Origin of the sequence: Vibrio fortis (assembly GCF_000695685.1) — a bacterium.
Lineage (GTDB): Bacteria > Pseudomonadota > Gammaproteobacteria > Enterobacterales > Vibrionaceae > Vibrio > Vibrio fortis_A.
On record NZ_JFFR01000033.1, the window covers coordinates 150598 to 175108 of the forward strand.

The following is a 24511-nucleotide window of genomic DNA, read 5'->3' on the forward strand; positions in this document are numbered from 1 at the left end:
CTCCTTTTATATCTTTTTGAATGGTTATCGTCTTAATAATGGAAATAAAATAATAATCTAATTAAACCCTACCTAATTTAACAGATGCTAATTAAACGTTTTGTTAATATATAACACACTCATTATTTGGCACAGATCAAGTTTAAAACGATCGTTCTAATTATAAATTTATAAAATTTACCAACAGATTTAGTAATAATTACAAAAATACAAATAATTATAGATTTATCACTTAAAGCATAAATGCATAGAATAAAATCCTATCAAATCCTTAATATACCTAGCCTGAGAGGTAACAGCAGAACAAATGACTTAAATATCATTTAATTCAATAGATCAACAAACGATCAATATGAATTCAAATATGTGATCTAAATAGAACTTTTCATTATAAATCTGCTATAGATTGAGCGCTTCTTATAAAAACAATATTCACATTAAGGAGCGAGATTAAAAAACCACATAATTACTACAAGTAATAACAACAGAAAATTATTCAATAACACCTTATAAGTATTTAAAAATGCCATCGATATGGTAGGGGTATTATTGTCTTTGAATAAATCTAATAACAGATTAAGCAGGGTTAAAAAATGAAAAAAATCACTAAGACACTTGTATTATCTTCGATCTCAATTGGGCTACTTTCCTCTTTTGCTCTCACTTCTCAAGCAGCTCCAATTCAAACAAATCAAGCGTCAGCAGAACAAAACCTACCGCAGGTGACTTACGATACGATCATTGGCGAGAATGGCGTCTTTATCGATTTGGATACCGATAACTTTATTTTAAAACAGCAAGAGTGGTATCAGATCCAAGCTTATGTCGAAGGCGCGTTAGCGCTACCCGTGACAGAAGCGAGCATGAAATCGACGCTAGGTATTCCCAATGATATTCCCTTCTCCAATTTCCAAGCACTCGTTGAGCAGTACTCTAACATTCACGACACTGCTTTCTATTGGAAAAAAGACCTATATCCAAGCATTGTTAACCTCTCATTGAGCTTGTCTAACTACGCACAAATCAAAGACTACATGCTTAACCCATTAAGCAACGCGCTCAACGAGATGTTAGCTAAAGCCTTCTCACCGCTACCGGAAGATATTGAAGCCGTTGAGCGCAACAGAAAAATGGCGATAGCTTATCTAAAGAGCCTGCAAAACTTTTCTATGAGATACCAACAAGAAGTGTCTGATGTTGGCGACAACCTATTGGAGTTCTCGGCCACGCTAGACACTCAAAAGCTGCAATTGGATGTATTGGAAGGCACACACAATGGTTACCTCAGTGATGATGGCAGCGCGCTGCAACAGCGAGTCAATGATATAAATGCGCGTATTGCCCAGCTTAATAAAGACTACACTCACTACGTTACTGTCGCCTCTACCGCGGTAACTTACGCCTGGTTCCCTATGGTGGCGGTACCTATCATGGGTGTTTACGGTGATAAAGCAGAGAAGGCACGTAAGCTTCGCAATGAACTACAAAAAGAAGTGGATGATCTACAAGATCAACTAACGTATACCCAGAAAATATATAACTCTTACCACCGTTCATCAGAAAGCATCGATATAATCTCTCAGCAGATTGAAAATGCCATTCCACATATTAATGAATTGAAACTTAACTGGCAGAAAATGAATTCAGATTTCACATCGCTACTTGCTGCGTTAGATGAAGCTCAGAATAATGCCGACATAATGAAAGATGATGCAATGCTTGGTGCAATCGGGGCTCTAGCCAATACATCGGTTGCTGAAATGAACTGGAATAATATCAGTGAGAAAGCCAAAGCATTTGCAAACAACGCCTATATTCAGAAGATGGAATAGTCTGCTTCCAGTTCGATAAAACAAAGACCTAATAAATAAAACCAAATAATAGAGCCACACCTTATAGCAATAAGGTGCGGCTTCTTTTACCCCAAATTTGGTAATACTCATTTTCGACAGGATTTTTCTATGAGACTTCTACCTATTATTATTTCTCTTTCATTTTCTCAACAAGCCTTTGCGAGTGATTGGCTTGAGCTAAATAACTTGCCAAACTCCACTGAATATCCAACATGGGTTCAATCAGCCTATTCCGAGGTGGGCGTCTTATCTCGCTCTACATCAGATTTACATATTAACCTTAGTGATTGGATCGCACAGCAGAACCTTTACGTTACCAAACCTTCAAAAATCGTCATCTTCGCAGATACTATTGAGGTTCCAGAGAACTTCAACTTAGTCGTCAACAACCAAAACATCCTCATTTTTGCTCGTAAGGTTGTTGGTCAGGGCACCCCAACCTTTGTACTTGGACAACAAGGATCTGCGGCATCCGTTTCCGTCATCGCAGGAGAGATAGAAACGCCAATTAACGTATTGGCTTTCCAAAGTGATGGCAGTATCACTCGAGATGCGGTTTCTGGTGAAGAAGGCAATGGCACGTCTGTGGTACTGGCCGGTTCGCACTATCGAAGAACCACCATCGACTCCAACACCACTGGGCAAATGAAACTGGCAACCGACCCTTTCACCGATATTGTTAACCGCTCTTTCGATATGGCTGCCACGCTATTCGATACGAATCCCGAGCTTAGCCTCGACCTTATTAACTGGATTGAACAGAGCTTACGTCACGCCGGTTCAGTGGTTGAAGATGACCCAATTCTTTCAGACCTTTACCTACAAACCGTCGCTTTCAAACAGTTTATTAGCTTTAGTACCAAAGAGAGCAACTACGTCCCGTATCTCGACAAAGTCTTATACCAAGACAAGTATGAAGCGTATCTGAATGCCATGATCGCCTATCAAGCTCAATGGGACATTATCCAAGACAGAAACACCGTTATTGAGGACAAGATTGAAGCTTCTAAGTTAGCACTCGCTAACATTGAAGATGTTCTTAGAGCTCAAGGTTCGATCATCACTCAAACTCAATCCAACATTGATAAGATTGGCGATAGCCTGACTGAAATTGATGCTCAGTACAAAGCTCAAGAACTCGTTACTCTTGATGCCCGAACCACTTATTTGGTTGGTGTAGAAAACTGGAAAACCCAGCAGCAACTCAATGCCGCTTTAGCGATATTCAAGGCGATAGCGGAAATCGGAAGTGCGGTCAGTGGCGTGTTCACTGGTAACCTCTCAGGGGTAAATGACTTAACCGAGCAGCTGGCAAAAACACCTGAAGCACTCGAAAAAGCAAAAAACCTCGTTACCAACATTAAGTCCGTCACTGGCATTATTGATAGCGTGACCAAAACGATTTCTGGTATTTCGCAGCTGACCAACGACGTTAAATCCGCCATCAAATTCCAAAAAGTATCGGAAGCGATGGATGGATTTAACTTTAATATCCCAACACTCAACGAGAGCAATCTTGCATGGGATTTGATGATCACCGAGATTCGCAGCAATCTCAGATATGCCGACAGTTTGGGTATCAAAGGCGCAAGACAATACCTGCTAGAGCTTGAAAAACAGGTCTTACTTGGTAAAGCCATTAACATCACACAGCTCAATTTTGCTCACGAGCAAGCTAAGTTGGTCGACCTGCTTTTAACGAATAATGTCACTACCAATCAGCAACAAAGATTGAACACTGCCATTGAGGGTTATCAGTTAGACAGTGATAGCTTTGATTCTGTTGAACGTGAACTTTCTCGAGTCTTAATGCACTTCAAACGTCCGATGTACGTTGCTCTGTCGAACTATGTTCAGGCATACGAATACTGGGCATTGAAGCCAAGTGAGATCACCCCTTCTCTCAACAAGAGCTATCTAGACTACCAGTTCGACTTGGCCTCTATCGAAAGTGAATATGTGAATGCCCTGTCTTCATTCCAGCCAGCACCACAAGACTTCACCATCGATAACTACACCATTTCCAGTCCAGAGCAGCTGGAGAGCTTTGCTAATACGGGTGAGTTGAACTTCACGATTCCACTAGAGCAAGTTCAGCTCTGTTCATTTGATCGAGTTAGGCTTTCAACGGTGCGTGTGTTCCTTGAAGGGGAGAACTTACCTTACGGCAAACAACTCAACTTACGAGTCTCCAGCTCAGGTAGCTATGCTGACCGATACGAAAATCAGGACTATCAATTCAGCTCTAACCCAGTATCGCGCGCATTCTACTATCGCCTTGATGACCCAACGACCAATGACGTAAGCATCATCACCGATGGCTCTGTGGCGAATAAGTTCGAGTATGCGTATTTCCAACCAACGCCATTCTCGTCTTGGAATATCACACTCAACAACTTTGATAAAACGGATCAAACCAATAACCAGTACCTAAAAGATGTCGAACAGATTCGTGTCGAATTCCTAGGTAGTGGTATCCCCAATGGCAACAGTTGCTCTCACTAACCACAGCGCATCTGTAACCAGAAAATCTTAGGTGCTCGTGTGACAACCTAATAAAAAGGCCGACATAATGTCGGCCTTGTTTTGTTCAATGTAAGGTTCAGGGTTATGCCCTAATCCATCAAGCTCTTTGACTTGATCGCCTTCTTCGCTAGCTCCTTTGCAAACTCAGCAATATCGGCTTCGAATTCATCAACGCTTTGACGGATTTCATCCAGTTGTACTGTCTGCATCACGCGGTTTTCCATCACGATTTGGCCATTAACGATCGTGGTGTCGATGTTGCTTGGGTTCGCTTGGTAAACCAAGGTCGCGTATGGGTCATAGCTCGGCATCATGTTCGCCGATTGTGTCTCTACAATCACGATATCGGCTTTTTTCCCCACCTCTAGTGAACCAATTTGGTCTTCCATATGCAGAGCTTTTGCACCGCCCAAAGTTGCCATCTCAATCACCTGTTCAGGAATCATGATTGTGCGGTCTGAGTGCTTCAAACGCTGCATGTTTGCTGCATAACTCAGAGTGCGCATGATATCCACTTGGTTAGAACTCATTGGGCCGTCGGTACCCAAGCCTATGCGCATGTCAGCACGGTACATATCCCATGCAGGCGCAATTCCCGTCGCTCCTTTAGCGTTCGCCATCGGATTGTAAGAGATACCAGCGTCAGCCAGTTTTAATAGCCTCTGATCGTTCTCAGACAAATGAATACCGTGAGCAATCACGACACGCTCATCGAGTACGCCGATTTCATCCATATACTCCACCGGTGAATTGGCTGTGGTTTCATCTTTAATGCGCTTTTCTTCATTGGGAAATTCCGCAACGTGAATCAACACTGGCACATCGTATTGAGCCGATAATCTATTGATTTCTTGCAGTTTATCTTTGCTCACTGTGTAGACGGCATGGGGCGCGTAGGCAGGTGTGATCAAATCATCGTTCTTGTACTCTTCGATGAATCCTTTTGCGTAGTCAATGCCTCCATAAGGTTCTTTCGCATCAACCACCGGGAATTTAATCACTGTTTCACCCAAAACAGCTCGTAGACCTACCTCTTTGGTTGCCTTTGCCATTTCATCCATGTGGTAATACATGTCGGCATAGGTTGTAACACCACTTTGCGCTAATTCGATGCTGCCGAGTTTAGTGGCATTGTAGATGAGATCACGACTTAGTTTTTCCGCTTCAAGAGGAAAGAAGTAGGCAAATAAGCGATTCGAGATCCCCTCTTCTCCCAATCCGCGAAATGCAATCATAGGAAGGTGGTTGTGAGCATTGACCATACCAGGCATGACGATACCATCTTGAGCATCGATTACTTTCTCCGCACGATACTGGGTCAATAGCTCCTCACTACCAACCGCGATGATCTGGTCGTCTTTCACCACGACAACTCCATCGTCAATCACGTCCTTAGTCGCGTTAATCGTCAAGACTTGGCCATTGGTAATCATTAAGTCTGCGTTGTAATCGTTCGTCGCTATAGTCGAACCACAGCCAGTTAAAAGAACGGCGCTAATTGTGTAAGCCAAGCTTTTGAGAGTCATGCGTGTACCTTTGAGTTGTGCGTTCATTTATCGGGAGCAGATGCTTCCTTAATAAAGTCAAAGTAGCTTGCCCGTGAGATTTTGCTACTTTCACTTTTGATGACAAAGACAACCTTGCCATTAAATAAAACGACATACTAAATCGAGTCGAGCCGATACTGAAATCCGTTATTGCACACAAAGTCACAATTATGGAAATACGAGGCGCAATCACTGCAATTGAATATATTGGGGCCGATATGAAAAAGACCTGCAATTGCAGGCCTTGTATGAAACTGAAACAGCTTAGCTTTTTACGCCGCACCCTTTTATCACCAACTGTGTGATGAACTTGGCGGCGTCTTCATAATCTTGGTCATCAAGTTGGTCTTTTTTCATCACACTGCAAATCTGCCAGCCGAAATCCGCATAGGTTTGAGTCGCGGCCCAGATAGTGAACATTAGGTGATGTGCAGGCACGTCGTCCATCAGCCCTTGTGCAGACCAAGTAGCAAACTTGTCGATGATCATCTGAGACTGTTTATAAAGCTCATCACCAATATCTTTTGGTAATACTTTAGCGCCCGACATCACTTCATTGGCAAAAACCTTGGAGGCGTGCGGGTGATCACGAGAGATGATTAACTTAGTTTGGATATATTGAGACAGAGCTTCGACAGGATCATCGAGCTCTTCAATTGGACGAGAGGCTTCCAACAAGGGTTGCGTCACCGACTCCAATACCGCGTTGTAGAGCTTGTCTTTTGAACTGAAGTAATAGAATACGTTAGGCTTTGGAATATCAGCAGCTTTGGCAATATCAACCATTTTGGTCGCGGCATAACCGTGCATCGCGAACTGCTCACACGCCACTTGAATGATTAAGTCTTGGTTCTTCTGCCTGATCTTAGACATATCATATCCCTACAACCGATTGATTTAGCTTTAGTGTCCTACGATACAAATAACTTTGACCGTCCCTTTATTGTGCATGAGACGGCCAATCGATTGGTTCATATATTTTAATAAATGAGAGGGAGGTTAACTTTAAAGTATCAAAATCGCTCGAAAGTCGTTTACATTGGTCAGTGTCGGCCCCGTTGTTAGTAACACATCAACCTTGTCAAAGAAGTCATAACTGTTATTCGCATCTAAATACGTTTCCGCTTTCAGCGACAGCGCTTCACTTTGTTGCCACGTATTTGGCGTTATCCAAGCCCCTGCGTTATCTTCAACCCCATCAATACCGTCGGTGTCCGCCGCCAGTGCGTAGATGTTGCTATGCCCTTTGAGTTCATTAAATAGACTCAGCAAAAACTCACAGTTACGCCCGCCTCTACCATTGCCCTTAACAGTTACCGTCGTTTCTCCACCTGAAAGTAATACGCAAGGCGTCTTAAAAGGGTGCTGTCGACTAGCAACTTGTTTCGCCAGCGCAGCATGCACCTTAGCGACCTCCCTCGCTTCACCCTCAATGCAATCACTCAAAATATACGTAGGAACTCCTAACCCTTCAGCTTCCGCAGCGGCAGACTCTAACGCTGACATCGGGGTCGCGATAATATGGTGTTCAGCGCTCTTCCAACATGAGTCATCAGGTTTGATGGTCTCTGATTCTGGATTGTTGAGCCACTCAAATACTGATGTTGGCATATCAATTCGATAACGCTCTAAGATGGCCAGTGCATCAAAACGAGTCGTAGTATCTGGAACGGTTGGGCCCGATGCAATCACACTGATATCATCACCGGGTACATCTGAGATAGCCAATGAAACTACTCTTGCAGGATAGGCCGCTTTGGCAAGACGCCCGCCTTTGATTAGCGATAGGTGTTTGCGCACACAATTCATCTCATCAATTGCTGCACCAGACTTAAGCAGAGCTTTGTTGATCTGTTGCTTCTCAGCAAGAGTGATATTACCGCCGGGTAGACTCAGTAATGCCGAACCTCCGCCTGACAATAAGCAGATCACTGTGTCATCTGCACTTAAGTTCTTCACCAATTTCAGCATTCGCTGGCTCACTTCTAGCCCCATTTCATCGGGCACTGGGTGCGCCGCTTCGATGACTTCAATGTGCTCGCAGGGTGCGGTATGTTCGTAACGAGTAACCACTAGACCTTCGAGTTCTCGAAGTGCGAGGTCGTACTTTTTCTTATCGCGCCATACAGCTTCTAACTCTGCTGCCATCGACGCAGCCGCTTTACCCGCACCGATCACCACCGTACGTCCAGCCTGATTGGAGGAGCGATAAAAAATAGATTCAGAAAGAAAAGTTTCGATGTGGTTTCGAGGTAGCGCTTCATTAACTGCGCTAGAGAAAAGGGTATGTAAAAACTGTTTAGCATCGATGTCCATCAGCCACTCCTTAGTCGACGGAATAAAAAAAGAACCCTAATACAAGGACACAGGTGCCTGCTAAGAAATAAGTTGGAAAGGAACAACTTCAACCTCTGCCTTATATTAGGAACGCGCATAAAAGGAGACGAAACTACGCGATTTATAAACAAACTGCTTGAGCCTGTGGGGTCGGCTACCCACCCTGGAGAAGTGGCAGCCTAAGTTCGTTACTCTGGTTTCATGAACCATGCATTCAATGCCAGAGTAACGAATAGATTTACCCTCAATTGGGTACTATCGGATTGAGTGATCCGAACGTTTTTCAATGGCTTGAATTAGTGCTGAGTGATCCCAACCTTCACCGCCAATATCAGCACACTCACCAAACAGTTGTTGAGCCGTCGCCGTATTCGGTAGTGATACACCTAATTCTTCGGCACCAGTCAGCGCAAGGTTAAGGTCTTTCTGATGCAGCGAGATTCTAAATCCTGGGTCAAAGGTTCCTTCCACCATGCGCTCACCATGCACTTCCAAAATCTTAGAGTTAGCAAAACCACCCAATAGCGCCTGACGCACGCGAGCAGGATCGGCCCCCGCTTTAGAGGCAAACACCAATGCCTCAGAGACCGCTTCAATGTTTAGCGCTACGATAATCTGGTTAGCGACTTTACACGTTTGGCCTGCGCCATTATCACCCACCAAGGTAATGTTCTTGCCCATCACTTCAAATAGAGGTCGCGCCTTATCAAAAGCAGCCTGCTCACCACCAACCATGATAGTCAGCGTCGCATTGATAGCACCCACTTCGCCCCCTGATACCGGAGCATCAAGATAGGCCGCACCACCCTCGTTAATGCGAGCTGCAATCGCTTTAGTGGCGATAGGCGAGATCGAGCTCATATCAATCACCAGCTTTCCAGCCGCACCTCCTGCAGTAAGACCTTGCTCTACGCCGTTGTCACCAAACAGAACATCTTCAACTTGAGGTGTGTTTGGCACCATTAGAATGATCACATCGGCCTGCTCTGCCACTTCCGCAGGCGAGTGATAAACCGTTGCACCAGCAGCGACAAGATCGGCAGGTGCTGGGTTGAAATGGTCTGAAAGAAGGATTTCGTGGCCAGCTTTTTGAAGGTTGCTCGCCATTGGTTTGCCCATGATACCTGTACCAATAAATGCAATTTTAGACATGTTGTTCTCCTTAACGTTTTAAGATAACCAGACACAATTAACGGTACTGGTGCAGCCAACCAAGGCCTTCTGTAGTGGTCGTTTTCGGTTTGTACTCACAGCCAACCCAACCTTGGTAGCCCAGCTCATCTAGGTAGTTGAGCACAAATGGGTAGTTGATCTCCCCCGTTCCCGGTTCATGACGACCTGGATTGTCAGCCAATTGGACGTGAGCTATCTGACCAATGTTCTGCTGCATAGTTGGCGTTAGATCGCCTTCCATAATCTGCATGTGGTAGATGTCGTATTGAATCGAGAGGTTATCGCTCCCGACTTCTTTAATGATCGCTTTCGCCTGTTCCGTGGTGTTGAGGAAGAAGCCCGGAATGTCGCGCGTGTTGATCGCTTCAATCACTAAACTTATTCCTTCAGCCGCCAGTGCGTTTGCCGCGTAGTGAAGGTTAATCACGAACGCAGAGTGCGCATCTTGCGGAGTTACCCCTTGCGGCACAATTCCCGCTAAGCAGTTCACCTGTTTGCAACCTAGCGCTTTGGCGTACTCGATTGCTTTCGGCACGCCCGCTTGGAATTCTTCTACTCTTGCAGGGTCAACCGCAATACCTCGGTCACCCGCCTCCCAATCACCAGCCGGCAAATTAAACAGCACCTGTTCTAGGTTGTTCTCAACCAACTTCTGTTTGATCGCTTGCGCGTCAAAAGCATATGGGAATAGATATTCGACGCCTTGAAACCCTGCGTCGGCAGCCGCTTCAAAACGATCCATAAAATCCACTTCAGTGAATAACATTGACAAATTAGCCGCAAATTTCGCCATGACTCTGTCCTTCTTATCTGTATTCTTTGGGCACTAAGCCTGTGCCCATTGACGTTCCGTTAAGCGACTATCGGCTTAACGGAAACACATTATTTGTGCGCAAGCGCGGTCGGTGCGTCTTCGCGAGTCTCCGCTAGCGGCTCAAACTCGTTGATGGCATTGATCTCAACACCCATCGAAATGTTGGTCACTCGCTCAAGAATCAATTCAACAACTACTGGCACTTTATGCTTGTTCATAAGCGCTTTAGCTTGTTCAAATGCCGGCGCGATTTGCTCTGGTTCGCGAACTCGAATTGCCTTACAGCCCAAGCCTTCTACGACGGCAACATGGTCTACGCCGTAGCCTTCAAGCTCTGGTGCATTCTGGTTATCAAATGCCAGCTGTACACAGTAATCGATATCAAACTGACGTTGAGCTTGACGAATCAGGCCTAGGTAAGAGTTGTTCACCAGTACATGGATATAAGGCAGATTAAACTGTGCACCTACGGCCAACTCTTCAATCATGAATTGGAAATCGTAGTCACCAGAGATAGCCACGATGTCACGATTTGGATCAGCAGCTCGAACACCTAACGCAGCAGGGGTTGTCCAACCTAACGGGCCAGCCTGACCACAGTTGATCCAGTGGCGCGGTTTGTACACATGAAGGAACTGAGCCGCAGCAATCTGCGACAGACCTATCGTGCTTACGTAACAGGTGTCGCGGCCAAAGGCTTTGTTCATCTCTTCATAAACACGCATTGGCTTCATTGGTGCTTCTTCGAAATTGGTTTTGCGTAGCATGGTAGCCTTACGCTGCTGACATTCCCCCGCCCAATCGCTTCGATTTGGCAACTTGCCTGCGTCGCGCCACTCTCGAGCGACTTCCACCATCAGCTCTAGTGCAGATTTAGCATCAGAAACAATGCCTAGATCAGGGCAGAACACTCGTCCTATTTGAGTCGGTTCAATATCAACATGCACAAATTTTCGACCTTCGGTGTACACATCCACAGAGCCGGTATGACGGTTTGCCCAGCGGTTACCAACACCGAATACAAAATCCGAGTTAAGCATGGTTTCATTACCGTATCGGTGGGAGGTTTGTAGCCCTACCATGCCGGCCATCAATTCATGGTCGTCTGGGATCGACCCCCAACCCATTAGCGTGGGTATAACAGGAACACCAGTGATCTCAGCAAACTGCTGAAGAAGTTCAGAGGCGCCCGCGTTGATCACGCCGCCACCAGAAACAATCAATGGCTTCTCCGCTTCCGCCATCATGGCGAGTGCTTTCTCGACTTGTTGTCTGGTTGCCGTTGGCTTGTAAGGCTCTAGCGGTTCATAAGAATCAATATCGAACTCAATTTCCGCCAACTGAACATCTAACGGCAAATCAATAAGAACTGGACCTGGTCGGCCGGAGCGCATCAAATGAAAGGCTTTTTGAAACGCGCGAGGCACTTGTGCAGGTTCGAGTACCGTCGTCGCCCACTTAGTGACAGGCTGAGCGATCGATTCAATATCTACCGCTTGAAAGTCCTCTTTGTGTAGCCTAGCTCGCGGAGCCTGACCTGTAATACATAAGATAGGAATAGAGTCAGCCGAGGCTGAATATAGACCGGTAATCATATCCGTTCCCGCAGGGCCAGATGTACCGATACAGACACCAATATTATCCTGATTGGTGCGTGTGTATCCTTCTGCCATATGCGAAGCGCCTTCTACATGACGAGCTAGAACGTGATCAATACCACCAAGCTTTTTCATCGCCGCATACATAGGGTTAATCGCTGCGCCCGGTACACCAAATGCGATGTCTACTCCTTCACGTTTAAGCACTTCAACCGCTGCTTCAATCGCTTTCATAATTGCCATTCGAACCTCCAGTTCAGATTGTATACAATTAAACAAACTTTTGTGTACTATGAGCCATTCTCAGCATTTATCAAGTCCAATCTGAAACATTTTTGTTACATCAAACGCGCGTTTTAAGTGAGCACTAACCCCGAAAAGCTTACAATTCATTGCTTTACATAAAATATCTTTACATAAAAATAAATTGCAAATATCTCGAATGATAATTAAATGTTAAATAGGCTTTGATTGTTTACAGTTTTTGCCATATAAATAAACTTAAAAATAGAATTTTGTATACAAAATGACATCGTATTGTTCAAAGGAGACAGACAATGATGAATGACGTAAAAGAGAGAGAAGAGGCTTTGTGTATGCAGGTACTTGGCAATATGGACAATGCTGAGTACAAAAAGATCCTGTCTAAAGATGCTTTGATCTTCTTAGAAGCACTGGTGAAAAAGTTTGGAGAGCGCCGTCAAAACCTGCTAACTGACCGCGAAGCTAAACAAGCCCAATTCGATGCGGGTGCATTGCCTGATTTCAGAGACGATACGGCATCGATTCGTGACGACAAAACGTGGAAGGTCGCGACACCGCCACCAGAACTACTAGATCGCCGCGTTGAGATCACCGGTCCGATTGAACGTAAGATGGTCATCAATGCCCTTAACTCCGGCGCTAAAGTTTTCATGTGTTGCTTTGAAGACGCTTCATCTCCGACTTGGGAGAACATGGTCGACGGTCAAATCAACCTTAGAGATGCCAACCTTGGCACCATCAGCTACTACGATGAAAAGAAGCAGAAGAACTACCAACTGGTGAATAACCCTGCGCTGTTGATCGCGCGACCACGAGGTATTCACCTGCCAGAGCAGTCTATCCAGTTTAACAACCAACCGATAGCTGGCTGCTTAATGGATTTCGCTCTCTACTTTTTCCATAACTATCAATCACGTGCAGATCAAGGCTTAGGTGTTTACTACTACATTCCAAAGCTTGAAAGCATGGAAGAAGCACAATGGTGGGACGATATCTTCAGCTTCACCGAGCAATATTTCAAAGTACCAAAAGGCACGATTCGAGCAACGGTATTGATAGAGACACTTCCAGCGGTATTCCAGATGGATGAAATTCTTTATGCGATGCGTGACCACATTGTTGCAATGAATTGTGGCCGTTGGGACTACATTTTCAGCTACATCAAAACATTAAAGAACCACCAAGACCGTATTCTGCCTGATCGTCACGGTATCGGTATGGATCAAGAGTTTCTTAATGCCTACAGCCAACTGCTAGTGAGAACCTGTCATGCTCGTGGCGCGCTGGCGATGGGCGGCATGTCGGCATTTATCCCAGCGAAAGATCCTGCAGAGATGGAGCGCGTTACCGCCAAGGTTATTGAAGACAAGCAGCGAGAATCTAAAAACGGTCATGACGGGACTTGGGTCGCGCACCCAGCACTGGTTGACCTTGCGATGTCTGAGTTCGACAAACATCTAGATGGTAAGGTCAACCAAATCGACTTCCAAAGCCCACAACATGAGATCAGTGCAGAGCTTCTGCTGAAGCCTTGTGAGGGAACCCGCGACGAAGCAGGCGTGCGTAAAAACATTCGTATCGCTCTCTACTACATCGAAGCATGGATTCAAGGCCATGGTTGCGTGCCAATTTATGGACTGATGGAAGACGCTGCTACGGCTGAGATCTCTAGAGCCAATATCTGGCAATGGATTCACCACGGCGTCACGTTAGACGATAGCCAAACCTTTACTAAAGAACTCTTCCAGTCTTGGTTATACCAAGAGCTAGACACCATTAAACAAGAAGTCGGAGAAGCTCGCTATGCTGTAGGTCGATTCGAAGAGACAGCCGATCTCTTCTATCAACTGTCTACAGCAGAAGCGTTCGCCGCCTTCCTAACTTTACCCAGCTATGGGCTACTGCAAGCGTCTTGACCTGACGCTTGACCAACTTGAACTTGTATCGCTTTAATCCTTAAACGATTCGGGAACAAGTTGGTTTAAGCCCCTGAAAAACAGGAGATAACATGGGAAGTTTGACTCTACAACAAGCGTTAACCATCATAGATGGAACCTTTAAAGCAGGCAGAAAGATCCATACTGAGCCTCTAACCGTTGCGGTTTTAGACAGCGGCGGCAAGCTCATCTCTCTGCAACGTCAGGATGGCTCTAGCATGATGCGACCAGACATCGCCATTGCTAAAGCATGGGGAGCACTCGCACTCGGCTGCTCTTCTAGAAAACTCGCCCAAGATGCTGATAACAGACCAGCATTTATCTCCGCAGTAAACGTGCTCGCACACGGGAACATGGTGCCTGTACCCGGGGGACTACTCATCAGAGATAAAGATAGAACTGTACTCGGTGCCATTGGTGTCAGTGGTGATATCTCAGATATCGACGAAAGCTGCGCGATTAATGGAATTGGCTGTGCAGACCTTTACAGCGATGAGATGCTGCAAGCCTAATCGAGTACCGAGTTACCTTTAAAAAGGTATCTACTATCAATAAAAAAACCGAAGCACTAAGCTTCGGTTTTTCGTTTTAACTTGGCGGCATTTGTTAAACGACTATCAATAGTTAAACAGCTATAAACAGTTAAACGGCCATCAATAGTGAAGTGCCTAAGAACTTATTCGTATGCACTTAGCCATGTTTTCAGCAGTTGATTGGTATTCTTCTTCTGACTTGCAGAGAGAGTTTTCACCAACTTCTTCTGCATCTCAACATGTTCAGTCATCATCTCATCAATCAGGGCTAGGCCATTTCTTGTGAGCTTAACACTCACACTGCGACGGTCTTCTTTGCTGTGCTCGCGGCTGATAAGCCCCTTGGCTTCTAGCTTATCTAATCGGTTAGTCATGGCACCAGAAGTCAACATCATTGAACCAATCAGCTCTGATGGGGTGAGTCGATAAGGCTTACCAGAGCGTCGTAACGTCGCCAATACATCAAACTCGCCTAGCTTCATATCATACTGTTTATGAAGGTCGGCAACTTGTGTCTCCATGTATTTGGCGATACGCATTACTCGGCCCATAATCGCCATCGGCTCTGTCTCTAGGTCGGGCTTTTCCTTTGCCCATTGTTCTACCACGCGGTCAATAGCATCCATTTGCAATCACGCTCCGTTATTAGTCTTAGTTGCTTCAAACTAGTTTAACATAAAGATACTTTACAACCACTAGTTATGGGTATACTCTTCACACCAAGAGTTATCTTAACGTAAAGATATTTTAGATGAATATATTATTAGCAATGATCCCCGCCTTCTTCTGGGGTACAACTTATGCAGTGACGCAGTTTACGCTACAGGAGTGGCCACCATTACTACTTGGTGCTCTGCGTGCTTTGCCTGCAGGGTTATTATTGCTTGCCGTGAAACCTACTCTACCTAAAAAAGGCGAGTGGCAGATCATTTTCACACTAGGTTTAATCAATATTGCGACCTTCTTCGGTCTGATTTTTGTTATGGCTCTCACCTTGCCTTCTGCCATTTCAGGCGTAGGTATGATCTCAGTGCCTGTATTCGCAATGATTTTCCATTGGGTTGTTAAAAAGCAACGCCCTAACCTGATTCAAGCTCTGTCGGGTGTCGGTCTAATTTCACTGGCGTGGATGCTGTTCAATCCAAGTCAGATCTCGCTCAGCCCTGTCGGCTTAGGTGCTATGTTTGCCGCTATCATGTGTATCATTGTGGGCAGCAGCATTACTAAATCACTCGGCGATCGCATGCACTGGTGGAAAGTACTGACTTGGCAATTGATTCTTGGTGGTGTGATCTTGTCTGTGGCTTCGGCGACTCACGCTTTCATTGACCCACAACCTTACGTCAACGCGGTAACCCACTTCGATTCGCGTAACTTTATGGGCCTGCTATGGGTGATTGGTTTGAATACGGCGCTGGGTTACGGCATGTACGTTTGGCTTCTGCAGCGTATGTCAGTGGTCGACTTTACCTTTGGTGGTATTGCTAACCCAGTCGCTGGTATCGTAATGGGTATGTTGCTGATGGGTGAGTCATTCACTGCCGCTCAGTACTCGTTAATGACAGGTATGATCGTGATGTCGCTACTCCCTCAAGTCATCCTTGCGATTCGACAACCTAAAACGGTACCCGCATCGAACAAGCCGCTAAAAGCAAGATAACCCCTTCAAAATTAAATAAAACCCGTTTCACACGGGTTTTATTTGTTTGGTCTCTTCACTATACAAAGTTTCAATTTGTCCTACCTGAATCGTCGTCTTATGATTAAAGGGTACACGTGACGTTAGGGGGCAAAATGGCAAAAGACTTATTCGCGAATCTCGATCTCAACCTTCTGAGAACTTTCATCATACTGCACCAAGAGCGCAACATGAGAAAAGCATCAGAGCGCCTTTTTGTTTCCCAACCCGCGGTAAGTAAAGCCCTCCAGCGCCTGCGTGATCATTTCGATGATGAACTGTTTGTTAAAACACACCACGGCTTAAGAGCAACTGAACATGCAAACCTGCTCGCAGAAAGTATCTCTCCGATACTGGACGAACTGTCGTGCGCGTTGAACAACAGTAACGAGTTCAACCCCGCCGAACTGCAGGGCATCATTAAAGTTGCACTCTCGCCATATCTGCTTAGCTCCCTTTCTAGCAAACTTTTTAAAGCGATTCGCGCGCAAGCCCCACATATACAGGTTCAACTTCTTAACTGGTCAGGCACAACCATGACTGACATCATCAATGATGAGGTTCATATCGGCTTGAACTACGAGATCAACCACGCTCCCAAAGAGCTACTTCAACAGCGCATCGCACAAGATACGTTTAAAGGTTATGTACGTGAAGACCACCCTTATCAAGGCGATTTTGTCGAGGTAAAAGATGGGGTGAATTTCGAGCTGGCCTCTGTTATTGCGGTCGATTGGAACTCGCACCAATCACTGGCTGAGAAAATACTGAAGATTAAGGGTCACAAGGCCAATATTGGTTTCCGCTCTGAGCTACCGTCTGCAGTTATCGACGTGGTGCGTAACTCCGACATGCTTTTCCCTGCTTCTAAGTTCCTCGAGATTGAACAAAAGACATCGCTGAGAGCCATCAACCTGTTGTTCGACAGTAAAGACGTACAGCCAACAATGTGTGCCTACTACCACCATAAAAACCGCAATAGCCCAACAACACTGTGGCTGAAAAAGATCCTCGAGAATCTACTGAACGGAGATTATCAAAAGGCTCAATAATAACCCTGAGTTATCACGCTGTTTCTGCTCTCTCATTAATAACCGAACGTTAAAGCCTCTATTCCATCAAGCGATTAGAGGCTTTTTTGTCCACTCCATATACTTCTCTCATCGGCTAGGAACGCCATCAAAACTGCAAGACGCACCATGAGTTCCTTAACTATTTTGAGAGTAGATCCATGAAACTAAAATTACTAAGTACCCTAATCGCCGCTTCTTTCCTAGCTGGCTGTTCTTCTTCTGGTTCAAGTAGCAACCCACCAGCAGCTCAAGACGGTATTGCGGATGTAACATACGTTCAAGGTGAAAACTTGGACGCAGCTCGTGTCGTTGGTGATGAAGGGGATTATAACGCTCTCATTATCCGTGACGTATCAAGTGCAAATGGCGAGACAAGCACTTTGATTTTGATTAATGGCAATCTGTACCACATCGAAGATGGCATGGTGACTGATAATGACCACAATGAAATAGGCCACATTGAGAATCAAGGCGACCAAATCGTATTTAATGGCGTAATCAACGGTGAAAAAGTCGAGGTGACACTAACGGTTGTGGATGGGCGTTTGATCGCTGATTCTGTAGTTATTGAAACACCTCCAAAATGGGGGGAGGAAGGCGCGAGCTCAATCAAGCTAATTCCTGTTGATGGAAAAACACTGATCTTTGTTGGAGATGAGCTAATCGGTTCAGTTAGTGATGATGGTTACGTTATCAAAGATGGACAAATTGTTGGTGAATTCAAAGGTAGCTCAGAAGAAGGCACCGTAACACTGTACAACGGAACATCTTTAAATTACTCGGTATCGTCAGAAACTACCGTTGTCACTATTTACAAAGACGGAATGATCTACACATGGGACAGCGCAACAGGTGACACCAACGTATCTATTGATGGAGATACTGATAACGGGTGGGGTTTAACGGATCCTGATTACGGTGTTGGTTTCGAATTCGAAATGGTTGACGACAACAAACTAGTTATTACTTTGGGTGCAAGTGAAGTAACAATTACTGATACCCCTACTGGTGTAATTATCTCTGGAGATAAAGGTCACAGCACTGTTTCAGTAAAGACGGTTAATGCCTACAAAGAAGCAATGACACACCTAACCAAAGAAGAACAGAAGTTCCTAGCTCTAGCTTTTGTTGCAAATGAAGGCGCAGGTGCAATTAACGAAGATATGCGTATTAAAGCTTGGAGCGTAACTAAAGAGATGACTAAAGAGTGGTCTCAAGACAACAAACTAACCATGCTTAAAATCGCTAACATTGAAATGGACCTTCAAGGCAACTCATTAGGTTACTACTTGTTGACTGGTGAAAGAAAAACAGTAGAAGAACTTCGTAGCGCAGCAAAGGCCGCGATATCAGATGCAATCAATGATTGGATTCCGGCGAAACCAAACCTAACAGCCGAGCAAAAAACAGAACTAAAACAAAAGGTTCAATCGCTTTCTCAAGAGCAACGTCAGCAAATCAAACAAGCTGTAAAAGACCGTGTAAGCCGCGGCTAAATGAAACAGTAAACAGAAGCAAAGGAGCCGCTTTATAAGTGGCTCCTTTTTGTTTGAATCTGCGTTGAGAGTGACATGAAACGACTATCTTTGGCTATGCTGGTAACGCTTAGTGTTTCCGCCAATGACCACCAGCTACAACAATTAAGCTATCACGAACCAAGCCTCAGCTTTCAAACCGCCAAAGCTGGCGATACATGGATCGGCACCGTATCTGGTGTGATTCAAGCGACTGATGCTATCAATATTAATGCTGAGATCGACAGTGAAGGCTACCTAGAGCTTGGAACAGGCTATGGCGCAGTACTCGGCCAGTTCTATGCCGAAGCCTTTGTCAGTTATGGTCGCGCAGATCTTATTGATATTTATGACGTTGGACTCTTTGGTGGGACAGCACTATCAGAAAAAATCATGTTGTTTGCCAATACCTCGCATGAGTGGCGAAAATTCTCGCTTGCTGACCTTCATGATGCTAATCGCGAATGGAAGAACACCATCGGTACGAGCTATTCACCTTCCGAGCACATGAGCTTTTCCTACTCTTTCAGCCATGATCGCCAATTAACGGGAGCAAAAGGTTATTACAACAGCCAAGACGTCACTTTCACTTTAAAACCTAAGTGGGTAGAGCCTTATGTGAAATACACCTTTGGGCAAAAACGAGTCAGTCCTGGAGATGTGTTTCGCTCTGATGGCAGCGTAGAACTGGGGTTTAACTTAAGGTTCTAGAACCCTGTTGAGATTTGAACCTTTTTACCGTTTCATTTGGTAACTCTCACCCCTTTATTTTCGTATCTTGGATAAAGGGGATTTTTCCATTCAAGCACTCAACATAACCTCACAAAGAACAATGATATTACACCGACTTACTTGAGTGAAAATATTTTCCAAAAATAAAACATAAAAAAGAAAAAAATTCCACCAAACTTCCAAATTAGAGATAAAAAGGCAAATTTTTTCTCTTGCGAGCTCCTTATACTGTGGCACATCAATTAGGCGGCACAAGCCTATGATTTAAAATTATAAGTATTGGGAAGTCACCATGAATTCGAAGTCTTTTACTGTTTTGCTCTTTTTGTCTGTGTGTCTTATTTGGGGCACCACTTGGTTCGCGATGGAAGTTGCTTTGCACTCTATCCCACCAATCTTTGCTACTGGACTACGTTTCCTTCTAGCAGCTCCTCTGTTGGCCGTACTAGCCAAAGTATTCAACCAGCCTTTGCTGTTTCCAAAAGGCAAGCGTCAATGGATCTTAATTGTCGCTCTGATGTACTTTGCAATTCCGTTTACCCTAATGATCTATGGTGAGCAGTACATCTCTTCAGGTCTCGCTTCCATTATCTTTGCCAACATGCCTGTGGCCGTGATGTTGATGTCGGGTCTGTTCCTAGGTTTGCGCCTTGCTAAGCACCAGATTTTTGGTCTTATCACAGCCGTAATCAGCCTATGTCTGATCCTAGGAAATGAGATGCAAATGGGTGGTGAAGACTACCTGATTGGTACCGTCTCTCTTGGTCTAGCGGTTGCGATTCACTCAGTCATGTACGTACTGGTTCAGAAGCACTGTAAAGACATTGAAGTACTGACTTACAACGCGGTACCAAGCTTCATCGCTGCCATTTTCTTATTCGCAGTGTCTGCTGTTGGCGAAAACGTCGATGTGTCTGCATTTACTTGGGACTCAATCTCTGCCGTTGTCTACTTAGGTTTTGTAGCAAGTGTCGGTGGCATTGTGGCTTACTTCAAATTAGGACAAGTGTCGACGCCTTTCCAAGCTTCAATCTGTTTCCTAATTTTCCCAGTGGTTGCGCTCGTGATTTCAGCCGTTATCAACGGTGAAATGCTTGCGGAACAGTCATTGATTCTTATGTTGCCACTGCTGTTTGGTATCTTACTGACCAAGGCGCCAAAGAAAATGTTCAAACTACGCAGCGGGTTGAAGGTAAGTCAGTAATAAACTGGCCTCATAAAACCAACGCTGTAATTTAATCCATTCAGATACAAAAAAGCTCCAATGGCGACATTGGAGCTTTTGTTTTATTCAAACTTCATCAAAGCGTTCTATTGCTATCGCCAGCTAAAGTAACGCACCTCATTGCCATCTTCCGGAATCTTAGGAATGTTCAGAGACAGTAGCAAAGAGACACCCGCCATCGCAGCACCAATAAAGAATACAGTTGCTGGAGAAGCTAGCCAGATAACACCGAATACCACCGGGATAACAACGGCTGCTATATGGTTAATGGTGAAAGAAACTCCTGCCGTTGAAGCCATATCTGCTGGATCTGCGATCTTCTGGAAGTAGGTTTTAATCGCTAATGCCAATGCAAAGAACAGATGATCAATCACGTACAGAGCAGCAGCCCACTCAGCGCTCTGCACCAAGCCATAGCCGACGAACACGCCAATCAAGCCAACGTATTCAAACATCAGGGCTTTGCGCTCACCAACGACTCCGATGAACTTACCAATACGTTTTGCAAACAAGAAGTTGAATAAGTAGTTAATCAAGAACAGTAGCGTCACATCAGCTGCAGAATAGCCAAACTTCTCTACCATCAAGAAGCCTGCAAATACAGTAAAGATCTGTCGACGAGCTCCGCTCATAAAGGTCAGTGCATAGTAGAGCCAGTAGCGCTTACGCAGTACCAACTTTTTATTCTGCTGGGTCTCGGTTTTAAATTCAGGAAAACCAAAGGTCATTACCAATACAAGCAAGAAACCTATCCCACCGGTAATACCGTAAACCCATGCAAAGTCGAGCTTCAGTTGCTCCAACATCACCCAAATCGAACCGTAGGTAACAAGAGAAGCCAGCGCACCGACAGAGATCATCTTACCCAGCATCTCCGGCGCTTCTTCTTTACTTAGCCATTGCAGCGACAGAGATTGTTTTAGGGTTTCAAAGTAGTGAAAGCCAATCGACATTAAAATCGTTGTAAGAAGAAGCCCTGTCAATGTTGGAAACAGACCCGTGATTGCGGTGCCCACAGTCAGCATTGCCAGTGAGACCAACATGAATCGCTGCTCGCGAATAAAGGCCAACACAAACACAACCGTAAACGCAAGAAAGCCTGGGATTTCACGCACACTCTGAAGCAACCCAATATCGGCACCGTCGAAGTTAGCTCGCTCAACAACAAAGTTGTTCAACAACGCCATCCAGCTAGAAAACGCGATCGGGACAATAATCGAAATCAGCAATAAAAAGTTCTGCGGCGTCTTCCAACTTGCAGTTTTATCGAACATCAACAAACTCCTGTTCGTTCATCTCACTGAGCGCTTTTTTCGTTAGCTGCTCAGTATATGGGTTAATCTTCCAGTGATTTGGGCTCCAACCCTTAACAAAGCGTTGAAAATCGGCCCATGCGGTTGCAAACATAGGGCGCCAAGCCGCTTCGACTTGCACTGCATTTAATTGTGGCTGATAGAGTGCCAATGCTTGAGTAAGCTGCTCAAAATAGACATTTAACACCTCGTTCTCTCGCTCTGCACAATCTCTTGGCCTAATCGCACTGCTCATAAACAGCGCCACATCCTTCATGGCACAGCTAAGTCCTACGTATTGAAAATCGACTGCTGCCGCATTTTTATTTTCAATATCAAAACAGAAGTTGGCTAACTTGGCGTCACCATGCACTAATGTTGGGTAAGGGCACTCTTTCAACTTATGATCAATCTTCTCAGCGTTTGTCTTGAGAGTTTGATCATCCAATACACTCAGTTCATCCGGTCGTGTTGCTAAATGCCAATAGGTGCCAGTTTCCCACAAACTCGATACATCACTCGGGTTTATGTTGATATGTTTCGCGTGGAAATGCGCAAGCCAACGTAAACAAGCATTGCGCTGCTGCACCTCTTCAAGGCTGTAACCCTCGACTTCACTCGCTAACACATCAAAGTTGGATGTATTTGGGAAACCGAGCGTCTTGAGATCTTGCATGACTATCAGCCACTCCCCCTCCGCTTGTTGGCACTGTAAGCCAACAGGAACAGGGCAATGTGGATCATATTCTTGAGTAAACCCTTGATACCAAGAGGTTTCAACCTGATATGACTTTACTTTTCTCTGGTGTGAAAGCTGGGTATTCCACCCCTTAGGATGTTCGGTTTTATCCGGCAGTGCGACATGTTTGACGATAACACTGGCTACCTCCGTTGCATCTGGGAAGTGCAAGCGAACTAGCTCTCCGTAGCCTCCCCATAAGCGCTGAATCACTTCGACTTGGTGGCGCTCAGAACCATGAACAGAGTGGGCAATAGCATTGTACAATCGTGTTGTAGAATCTGTGGTTGAACAAGGCATACTTTTCTCGTTATGCCTCATCCGCAAGTAGATGAGACCACTGTTTTTGCCTTGCCATGTAGTGCACAACATAGCTGCAGACAGGGACTATTTTAAAGCCCGCCTTTTCGATCTCTGGAAGTACCGCTTCCATCATCACTTTGCCCATGCCCTTCCCTTGTAGCTCATCCGGAACGCGAGTTGAGGTAATGTGAAGCACCTGTCCTTGTTGCTGGTATTTCACCACAGCATACTGTTCGGGAGCTAGCTCTACCGTTATTTTTTGGGCTTCCTGATCCCATTTTACTGCCTGCATTCTCAACTCCTATAAATATTCGACATGCTAAACGATAAACAATTGAAGTCTTGGATTGATGTTAATAGACTAACGCACGTGCATATAAATAAAACGATGTAGTGGGAATTACAAATAAATCTGAAATGGACACAGCCACACCAGATTCAACATTCAATCACCTCACTTACCTAAATCTAGCACGTAAGAACCGTCTATTGTCAGACAACGCATGTTGGCGCATGGAGAAAACACAATGAACGCACCACTAAAGAGACCTGTGGAGCCGAACCAATCACTGCAAGATCCGCGAAATCGCACCGTATCAACCATCAACAGCACGGATGCGTTGGCGATGATTGAGCACGGCAGTGAACTGACTCTCAACATAACTACCCCAGTTGGCAGTAAATTCTTAGCCACCACCAAATTCATTGGCACCCACAGTGAAAACTGCATCTTGATTGAAGTCCCTGAAGTCTCATCAGACGATCTTGGCTTTTTCTTTCAAGAGGGCTTCTGGATGACCGTTCGCGCATACTCTCTTCGAGGTGAAGGCGCACTGATCCACTTTAGAAGTCAGATTCACCACAACATCGGTGAACCCTTCCCACTACTGATCTTGTCAACGCCAAGTACTATGCAGGTAACACAACTGCGTAAAGAGACTCGTTATGAGGTCAACCTAGCTGGCAAGATCAACATCAATGATCAACGCACTGATTGTGAAATCCGCGACCTTTCAAAGAGTGGGTGTCGATTTGTCACGTCACCGACCTCAAGAAACCTTCAGGTGGCTGAGCGCGTTTCAATTGAGATCTCGCCTGACAACTACAATGGCCCTTTATTACCGCCATTAAAAGGGGTGATCTGTAACCTTCAAAAATCGACCCACTATGCCAGATATGGCGTCGAATTTGACGAGGTTGGACGCACTAATGCACGTAACCTGCTGAGCAAGTTGAAGTTTGATGGGACGAAATTACGCCTAAGACAAGGCTAAAGTCACCAAGTGCCAAGCTTCCAAACGTATATCCAATAAAAACAGCCATCGTATTTGATGGCTGTTTTCGTTAAGGACGATGACACAAGCTAGGCTAAC

At 45.1% G+C, this 24511-nt stretch carries 20 protein-coding genes; 10 read left to right on the top strand and 10 right to left on the bottom strand.

The genetic code is table 11. The features are described from left to right. Window positions 1-593 precede the first annotated feature (593 nt). On the top strand, window positions 594-1832 hold the full coding sequence (locus tag VFDL14_RS01160) for an alpha-xenorhabdolysin family binary toxin subunit A (RefSeq protein ID WP_032553530.1): 1239 nt from the start codon (window positions 594-596) through the stop codon (window positions 1830-1832). Window positions 1833-1961: 129 nt separating this feature from the next. Then, the gene (locus tag VFDL14_RS01155; protein ID WP_032553531.1) at window positions 1962-4358 is read left to right on the top strand and encodes a hypothetical protein; all 2397 of its coding nucleotides are present in this window, start codon (window positions 1962-1964) and stop codon (window positions 4356-4358) included. Window positions 4359-4468: 110 nt separating this feature from the next. On the opposite strand, the gene VFDL14_RS01150 is transcribed toward VFDL14_RS01155, so the two are convergent. The 6 genes from VFDL14_RS01150 to gcl form a co-directional block, all read right to left on the bottom strand. After that, the gene (locus VFDL14_RS01150; protein WP_032553868.1) at window positions 4469-5905 is read right to left on the bottom strand and encodes an amidohydrolase; all 1437 of its coding nucleotides are present in this window, start codon (window positions 5903-5905) and stop codon (window positions 4469-4471) included. A gap of 285 nt (window positions 5906-6190) precedes the next feature. Continuing rightward, window positions 6191-6799, bottom strand: a complete 609-nt coding sequence (locus tag VFDL14_RS01145; RefSeq protein WP_032553532.1) for a TetR/AcrR family transcriptional regulator — start codon at window positions 6797-6799, stop codon at window positions 6191-6193. Window positions 6800-6931: 132 nt separating this feature from the next. Beyond that, window positions 6932-8242, bottom strand: coding sequence for a glycerate kinase type-2 family protein (locus VFDL14_RS01140; protein ID WP_032553534.1), 1311 nt, complete (start codon window positions 8240-8242; stop codon window positions 6932-6934). A 276-nt stretch (window positions 8243-8518) separates the two neighbouring features. Then, window positions 8519-9415: a 2-hydroxy-3-oxopropionate reductase gene (locus tag VFDL14_RS01135; RefSeq protein WP_032553536.1), complete on the bottom strand. Its 897-nt coding sequence runs from the start codon at window positions 9413-9415 to the stop codon at window positions 8519-8521. Window positions 9416-9452: 37 nt separating this feature from the next. Next, window positions 9453-10229 (bottom strand): hydroxypyruvate isomerase, encoded by a 777-nt coding sequence (hyi, locus tag VFDL14_RS01130; RefSeq protein WP_032553538.1) that lies wholly within the window; start codon window positions 10227-10229, stop codon window positions 9453-9455. Window positions 10230-10318: 89 nt separating this feature from the next. Next, window positions 10319-12091, bottom strand: coding sequence for a glyoxylate carboligase (gene gcl, locus VFDL14_RS01125; RefSeq protein ID WP_032553539.1), 1773 nt, complete (start codon window positions 12089-12091; stop codon window positions 10319-10321). 314 nt (window positions 12092-12405) lie between these two features. On the opposite strand from gcl, the gene aceB reads away from it, so the two are divergent. Both aceB and VFDL14_RS01115 read left to right on the top strand, forming a co-directional pair. Further along, window positions 12406-14028, top strand: coding sequence for a malate synthase A (gene aceB, locus VFDL14_RS01120; RefSeq protein ID WP_032553541.1), 1623 nt, complete (start codon window positions 12406-12408; stop codon window positions 14026-14028). A 92-nt stretch (window positions 14029-14120) separates the two neighbouring features. Beyond that, complete coding sequence (locus tag VFDL14_RS01115; protein WP_032553543.1) at window positions 14121-14561, top strand: GlcG/HbpS family heme-binding protein; 441 nt, start codon at window positions 14121-14123, stop codon at window positions 14559-14561. 164 nt (window positions 14562-14725) lie between these two features. Here VFDL14_RS01115 and VFDL14_RS01110 read toward each other — a convergent pair whose 3' ends face one another. Further along, complete coding sequence (locus VFDL14_RS01110) at window positions 14726-15208, bottom strand: MarR family winged helix-turn-helix transcriptional regulator (protein WP_032553544.1); 483 nt, start codon at window positions 15206-15208, stop codon at window positions 14726-14728. A gap of 125 nt (window positions 15209-15333) precedes the next feature. Between VFDL14_RS01110 and VFDL14_RS01105 the strand changes: the two genes are divergently transcribed. The 5 genes from VFDL14_RS01105 to VFDL14_RS01090 all read left to right on the top strand — a co-directional run bounded on the left by VFDL14_RS01105 (window position 15334) and on the right by VFDL14_RS01090 (window position 20783). Beyond that, window positions 15334-16242, top strand: coding sequence for a DMT family transporter (locus VFDL14_RS01105; protein ID WP_032553546.1), 909 nt, complete (start codon window positions 15334-15336; stop codon window positions 16240-16242). A gap of 134 nt (window positions 16243-16376) precedes the next feature. Beyond that, window positions 16377-17312 carry a LysR family transcriptional regulator gene (locus VFDL14_RS01100; protein WP_032553548.1) on the top strand — a complete coding sequence of 312 codons (936 nt, stop codon included), beginning with the start codon at window positions 16377-16379 and terminating at the stop codon, window positions 17310-17312. 179 nt (window positions 17313-17491) lie between these two features. Next, window positions 17492-18829 (top strand): DUF1542 domain-containing protein, encoded by a 1338-nt coding sequence (locus VFDL14_RS24595; RefSeq protein WP_050487502.1) that lies wholly within the window; start codon window positions 17492-17494, stop codon window positions 18827-18829. Window positions 18830-18904: 75 nt separating this feature from the next. Further along, entirely contained in the window at window positions 18905-19558 is a 654-nt protein-coding gene (locus VFDL14_RS01095; RefSeq protein ID WP_032553550.1) for a hypothetical protein, read from the top strand. 313 nt (window positions 19559-19871) lie between these two features. Continuing rightward, the gene (locus tag VFDL14_RS01090) at window positions 19872-20783 is read left to right on the top strand and encodes a DMT family transporter (RefSeq protein ID WP_032553552.1); all 912 of its coding nucleotides are present in this window, start codon (window positions 19872-19874) and stop codon (window positions 20781-20783) included. Window positions 20784-20896: 113 nt separating this feature from the next. On the opposite strand, the gene VFDL14_RS01085 is transcribed toward VFDL14_RS01090, so the two are convergent. From VFDL14_RS01085 to VFDL14_RS01075, 3 genes are read right to left on the bottom strand one after another with little or no spacing between them, the layout of a single operon-like run. Beyond that, entirely contained in the window at window positions 20897-22078 is a 1182-nt protein-coding gene (locus VFDL14_RS01085) for an MFS transporter (RefSeq protein WP_032553554.1), read from the bottom strand. Next, window positions 22068-23135 carry a phosphotransferase gene (locus VFDL14_RS01080; protein ID WP_235201778.1) on the bottom strand — a complete coding sequence of 356 codons (1068 nt, stop codon included), beginning with the start codon at window positions 23133-23135 and terminating at the stop codon, window positions 22068-22070. The genes VFDL14_RS01085 and VFDL14_RS01080 overlap by 11 nt, the downstream gene beginning before the upstream one ends. Before the next feature lie 10 nt (window positions 23136-23145). Continuing rightward, window positions 23146-23430 carry a GNAT family N-acetyltransferase gene (locus VFDL14_RS01075; RefSeq protein ID WP_032553557.1) on the bottom strand — a complete coding sequence of 95 codons (285 nt, stop codon included), beginning with the start codon at window positions 23428-23430 and terminating at the stop codon, window positions 23146-23148. A gap of 235 nt (window positions 23431-23665) precedes the next feature. Here VFDL14_RS01075 and VFDL14_RS01070 point away from each other — a divergent pair, with 235 nt between their 5' ends. Then, entirely contained in the window at window positions 23666-24412 is a 747-nt protein-coding gene (locus VFDL14_RS01070) for a PilZ domain-containing protein (protein ID WP_032553559.1), read from the top strand. The last annotated feature ends 99 nt before the right edge of the window (window positions 24413-24511 follow it).

Coding starts and splice junctions, on each gene's coding strand:
- VFDL14_RS01140 (WP_032553534.1), bottom strand. CDS start 8,242: ATGGACATCGATGCTAAACAGTTTTTACATACCCTTTTCTCTAGCGCA.
- VFDL14_RS01110 (WP_032553544.1), bottom strand. CDS start 15,208: ATGGATGCTATTGACCGCGTGGTAGAACAATGGGCAAAGGAAAAGCCC.
- VFDL14_RS01150 (WP_032553868.1), bottom strand. CDS start 5,905: ATGACTCTCAAAAGCTTGGCTTACACAATTAGCGCCGTTCTTTTAACT.
- VFDL14_RS01160 (WP_032553530.1), top strand. CDS start 594: ATGAAAAAAATCACTAAGACACTTGTATTATCTTCGATCTCAATTGGG.
- gcl (WP_032553539.1), bottom strand. CDS start 12,091: ATGGCAATTATGAAAGCGATTGAAGCAGCGGTTGAAGTGCTTAAACGT.
- aceB (WP_032553541.1), top strand. CDS start 12,406: ATGATGAATGACGTAAAAGAGAGAGAAGAGGCTTTGTGTATGCAGGTA.
- VFDL14_RS01075 (WP_032553557.1), bottom strand. CDS start 23,430: ATGCAGGCAGTAAAATGGGATCAGGAAGCCCAAAAAATAACGGTAGAG.
- VFDL14_RS01155 (WP_032553531.1), top strand. CDS start 1,962: ATGAGACTTCTACCTATTATTATTTCTCTTTCATTTTCTCAACAAGCC.
- VFDL14_RS01135 (WP_032553536.1), bottom strand. CDS start 9,415: ATGTCTAAAATTGCATTTATTGGTACAGGTATCATGGGCAAACCAATG.
- VFDL14_RS24595 (WP_050487502.1), top strand. CDS start 17,492: ATGAAACTAAAATTACTAAGTACCCTAATCGCCGCTTCTTTCCTAGCT.
- VFDL14_RS01090 (WP_032553552.1), top strand. CDS start 19,872: ATGAATTCGAAGTCTTTTACTGTTTTGCTCTTTTTGTCTGTGTGTCTT.
- VFDL14_RS01085 (WP_032553554.1), bottom strand. CDS start 22,078: ATGTTCGATAAAACTGCAAGTTGGAAGACGCCGCAGAACTTTTTATTG.
- hyi (WP_032553538.1), bottom strand. CDS start 10,229: ATGGCGAAATTTGCGGCTAATTTGTCAATGTTATTCACTGAAGTGGAT.
- VFDL14_RS01105 (WP_032553546.1), top strand. CDS start 15,334: ATGAATATATTATTAGCAATGATCCCCGCCTTCTTCTGGGGTACAACT.
- VFDL14_RS01100 (WP_032553548.1), top strand. CDS start 16,377: ATGGCAAAAGACTTATTCGCGAATCTCGATCTCAACCTTCTGAGAACT.
- VFDL14_RS01070 (WP_032553559.1), top strand. CDS start 23,666: ATGAACGCACCACTAAAGAGACCTGTGGAGCCGAACCAATCACTGCAA.
- VFDL14_RS01145 (WP_032553532.1), bottom strand. CDS start 6,799: ATGTCTAAGATCAGGCAGAAGAACCAAGACTTAATCATTCAAGTGGCG.
- VFDL14_RS01115 (WP_032553543.1), top strand. CDS start 14,121: ATGGGAAGTTTGACTCTACAACAAGCGTTAACCATCATAGATGGAACC.
- VFDL14_RS01095 (WP_032553550.1), top strand. CDS start 18,905: ATGAAACGACTATCTTTGGCTATGCTGGTAACGCTTAGTGTTTCCGCC.
- VFDL14_RS01080 (WP_235201778.1), bottom strand. CDS start 23,135: ATGCCTTGTTCAACCACAGATTCTACAACACGATTGTACAATGCTATT.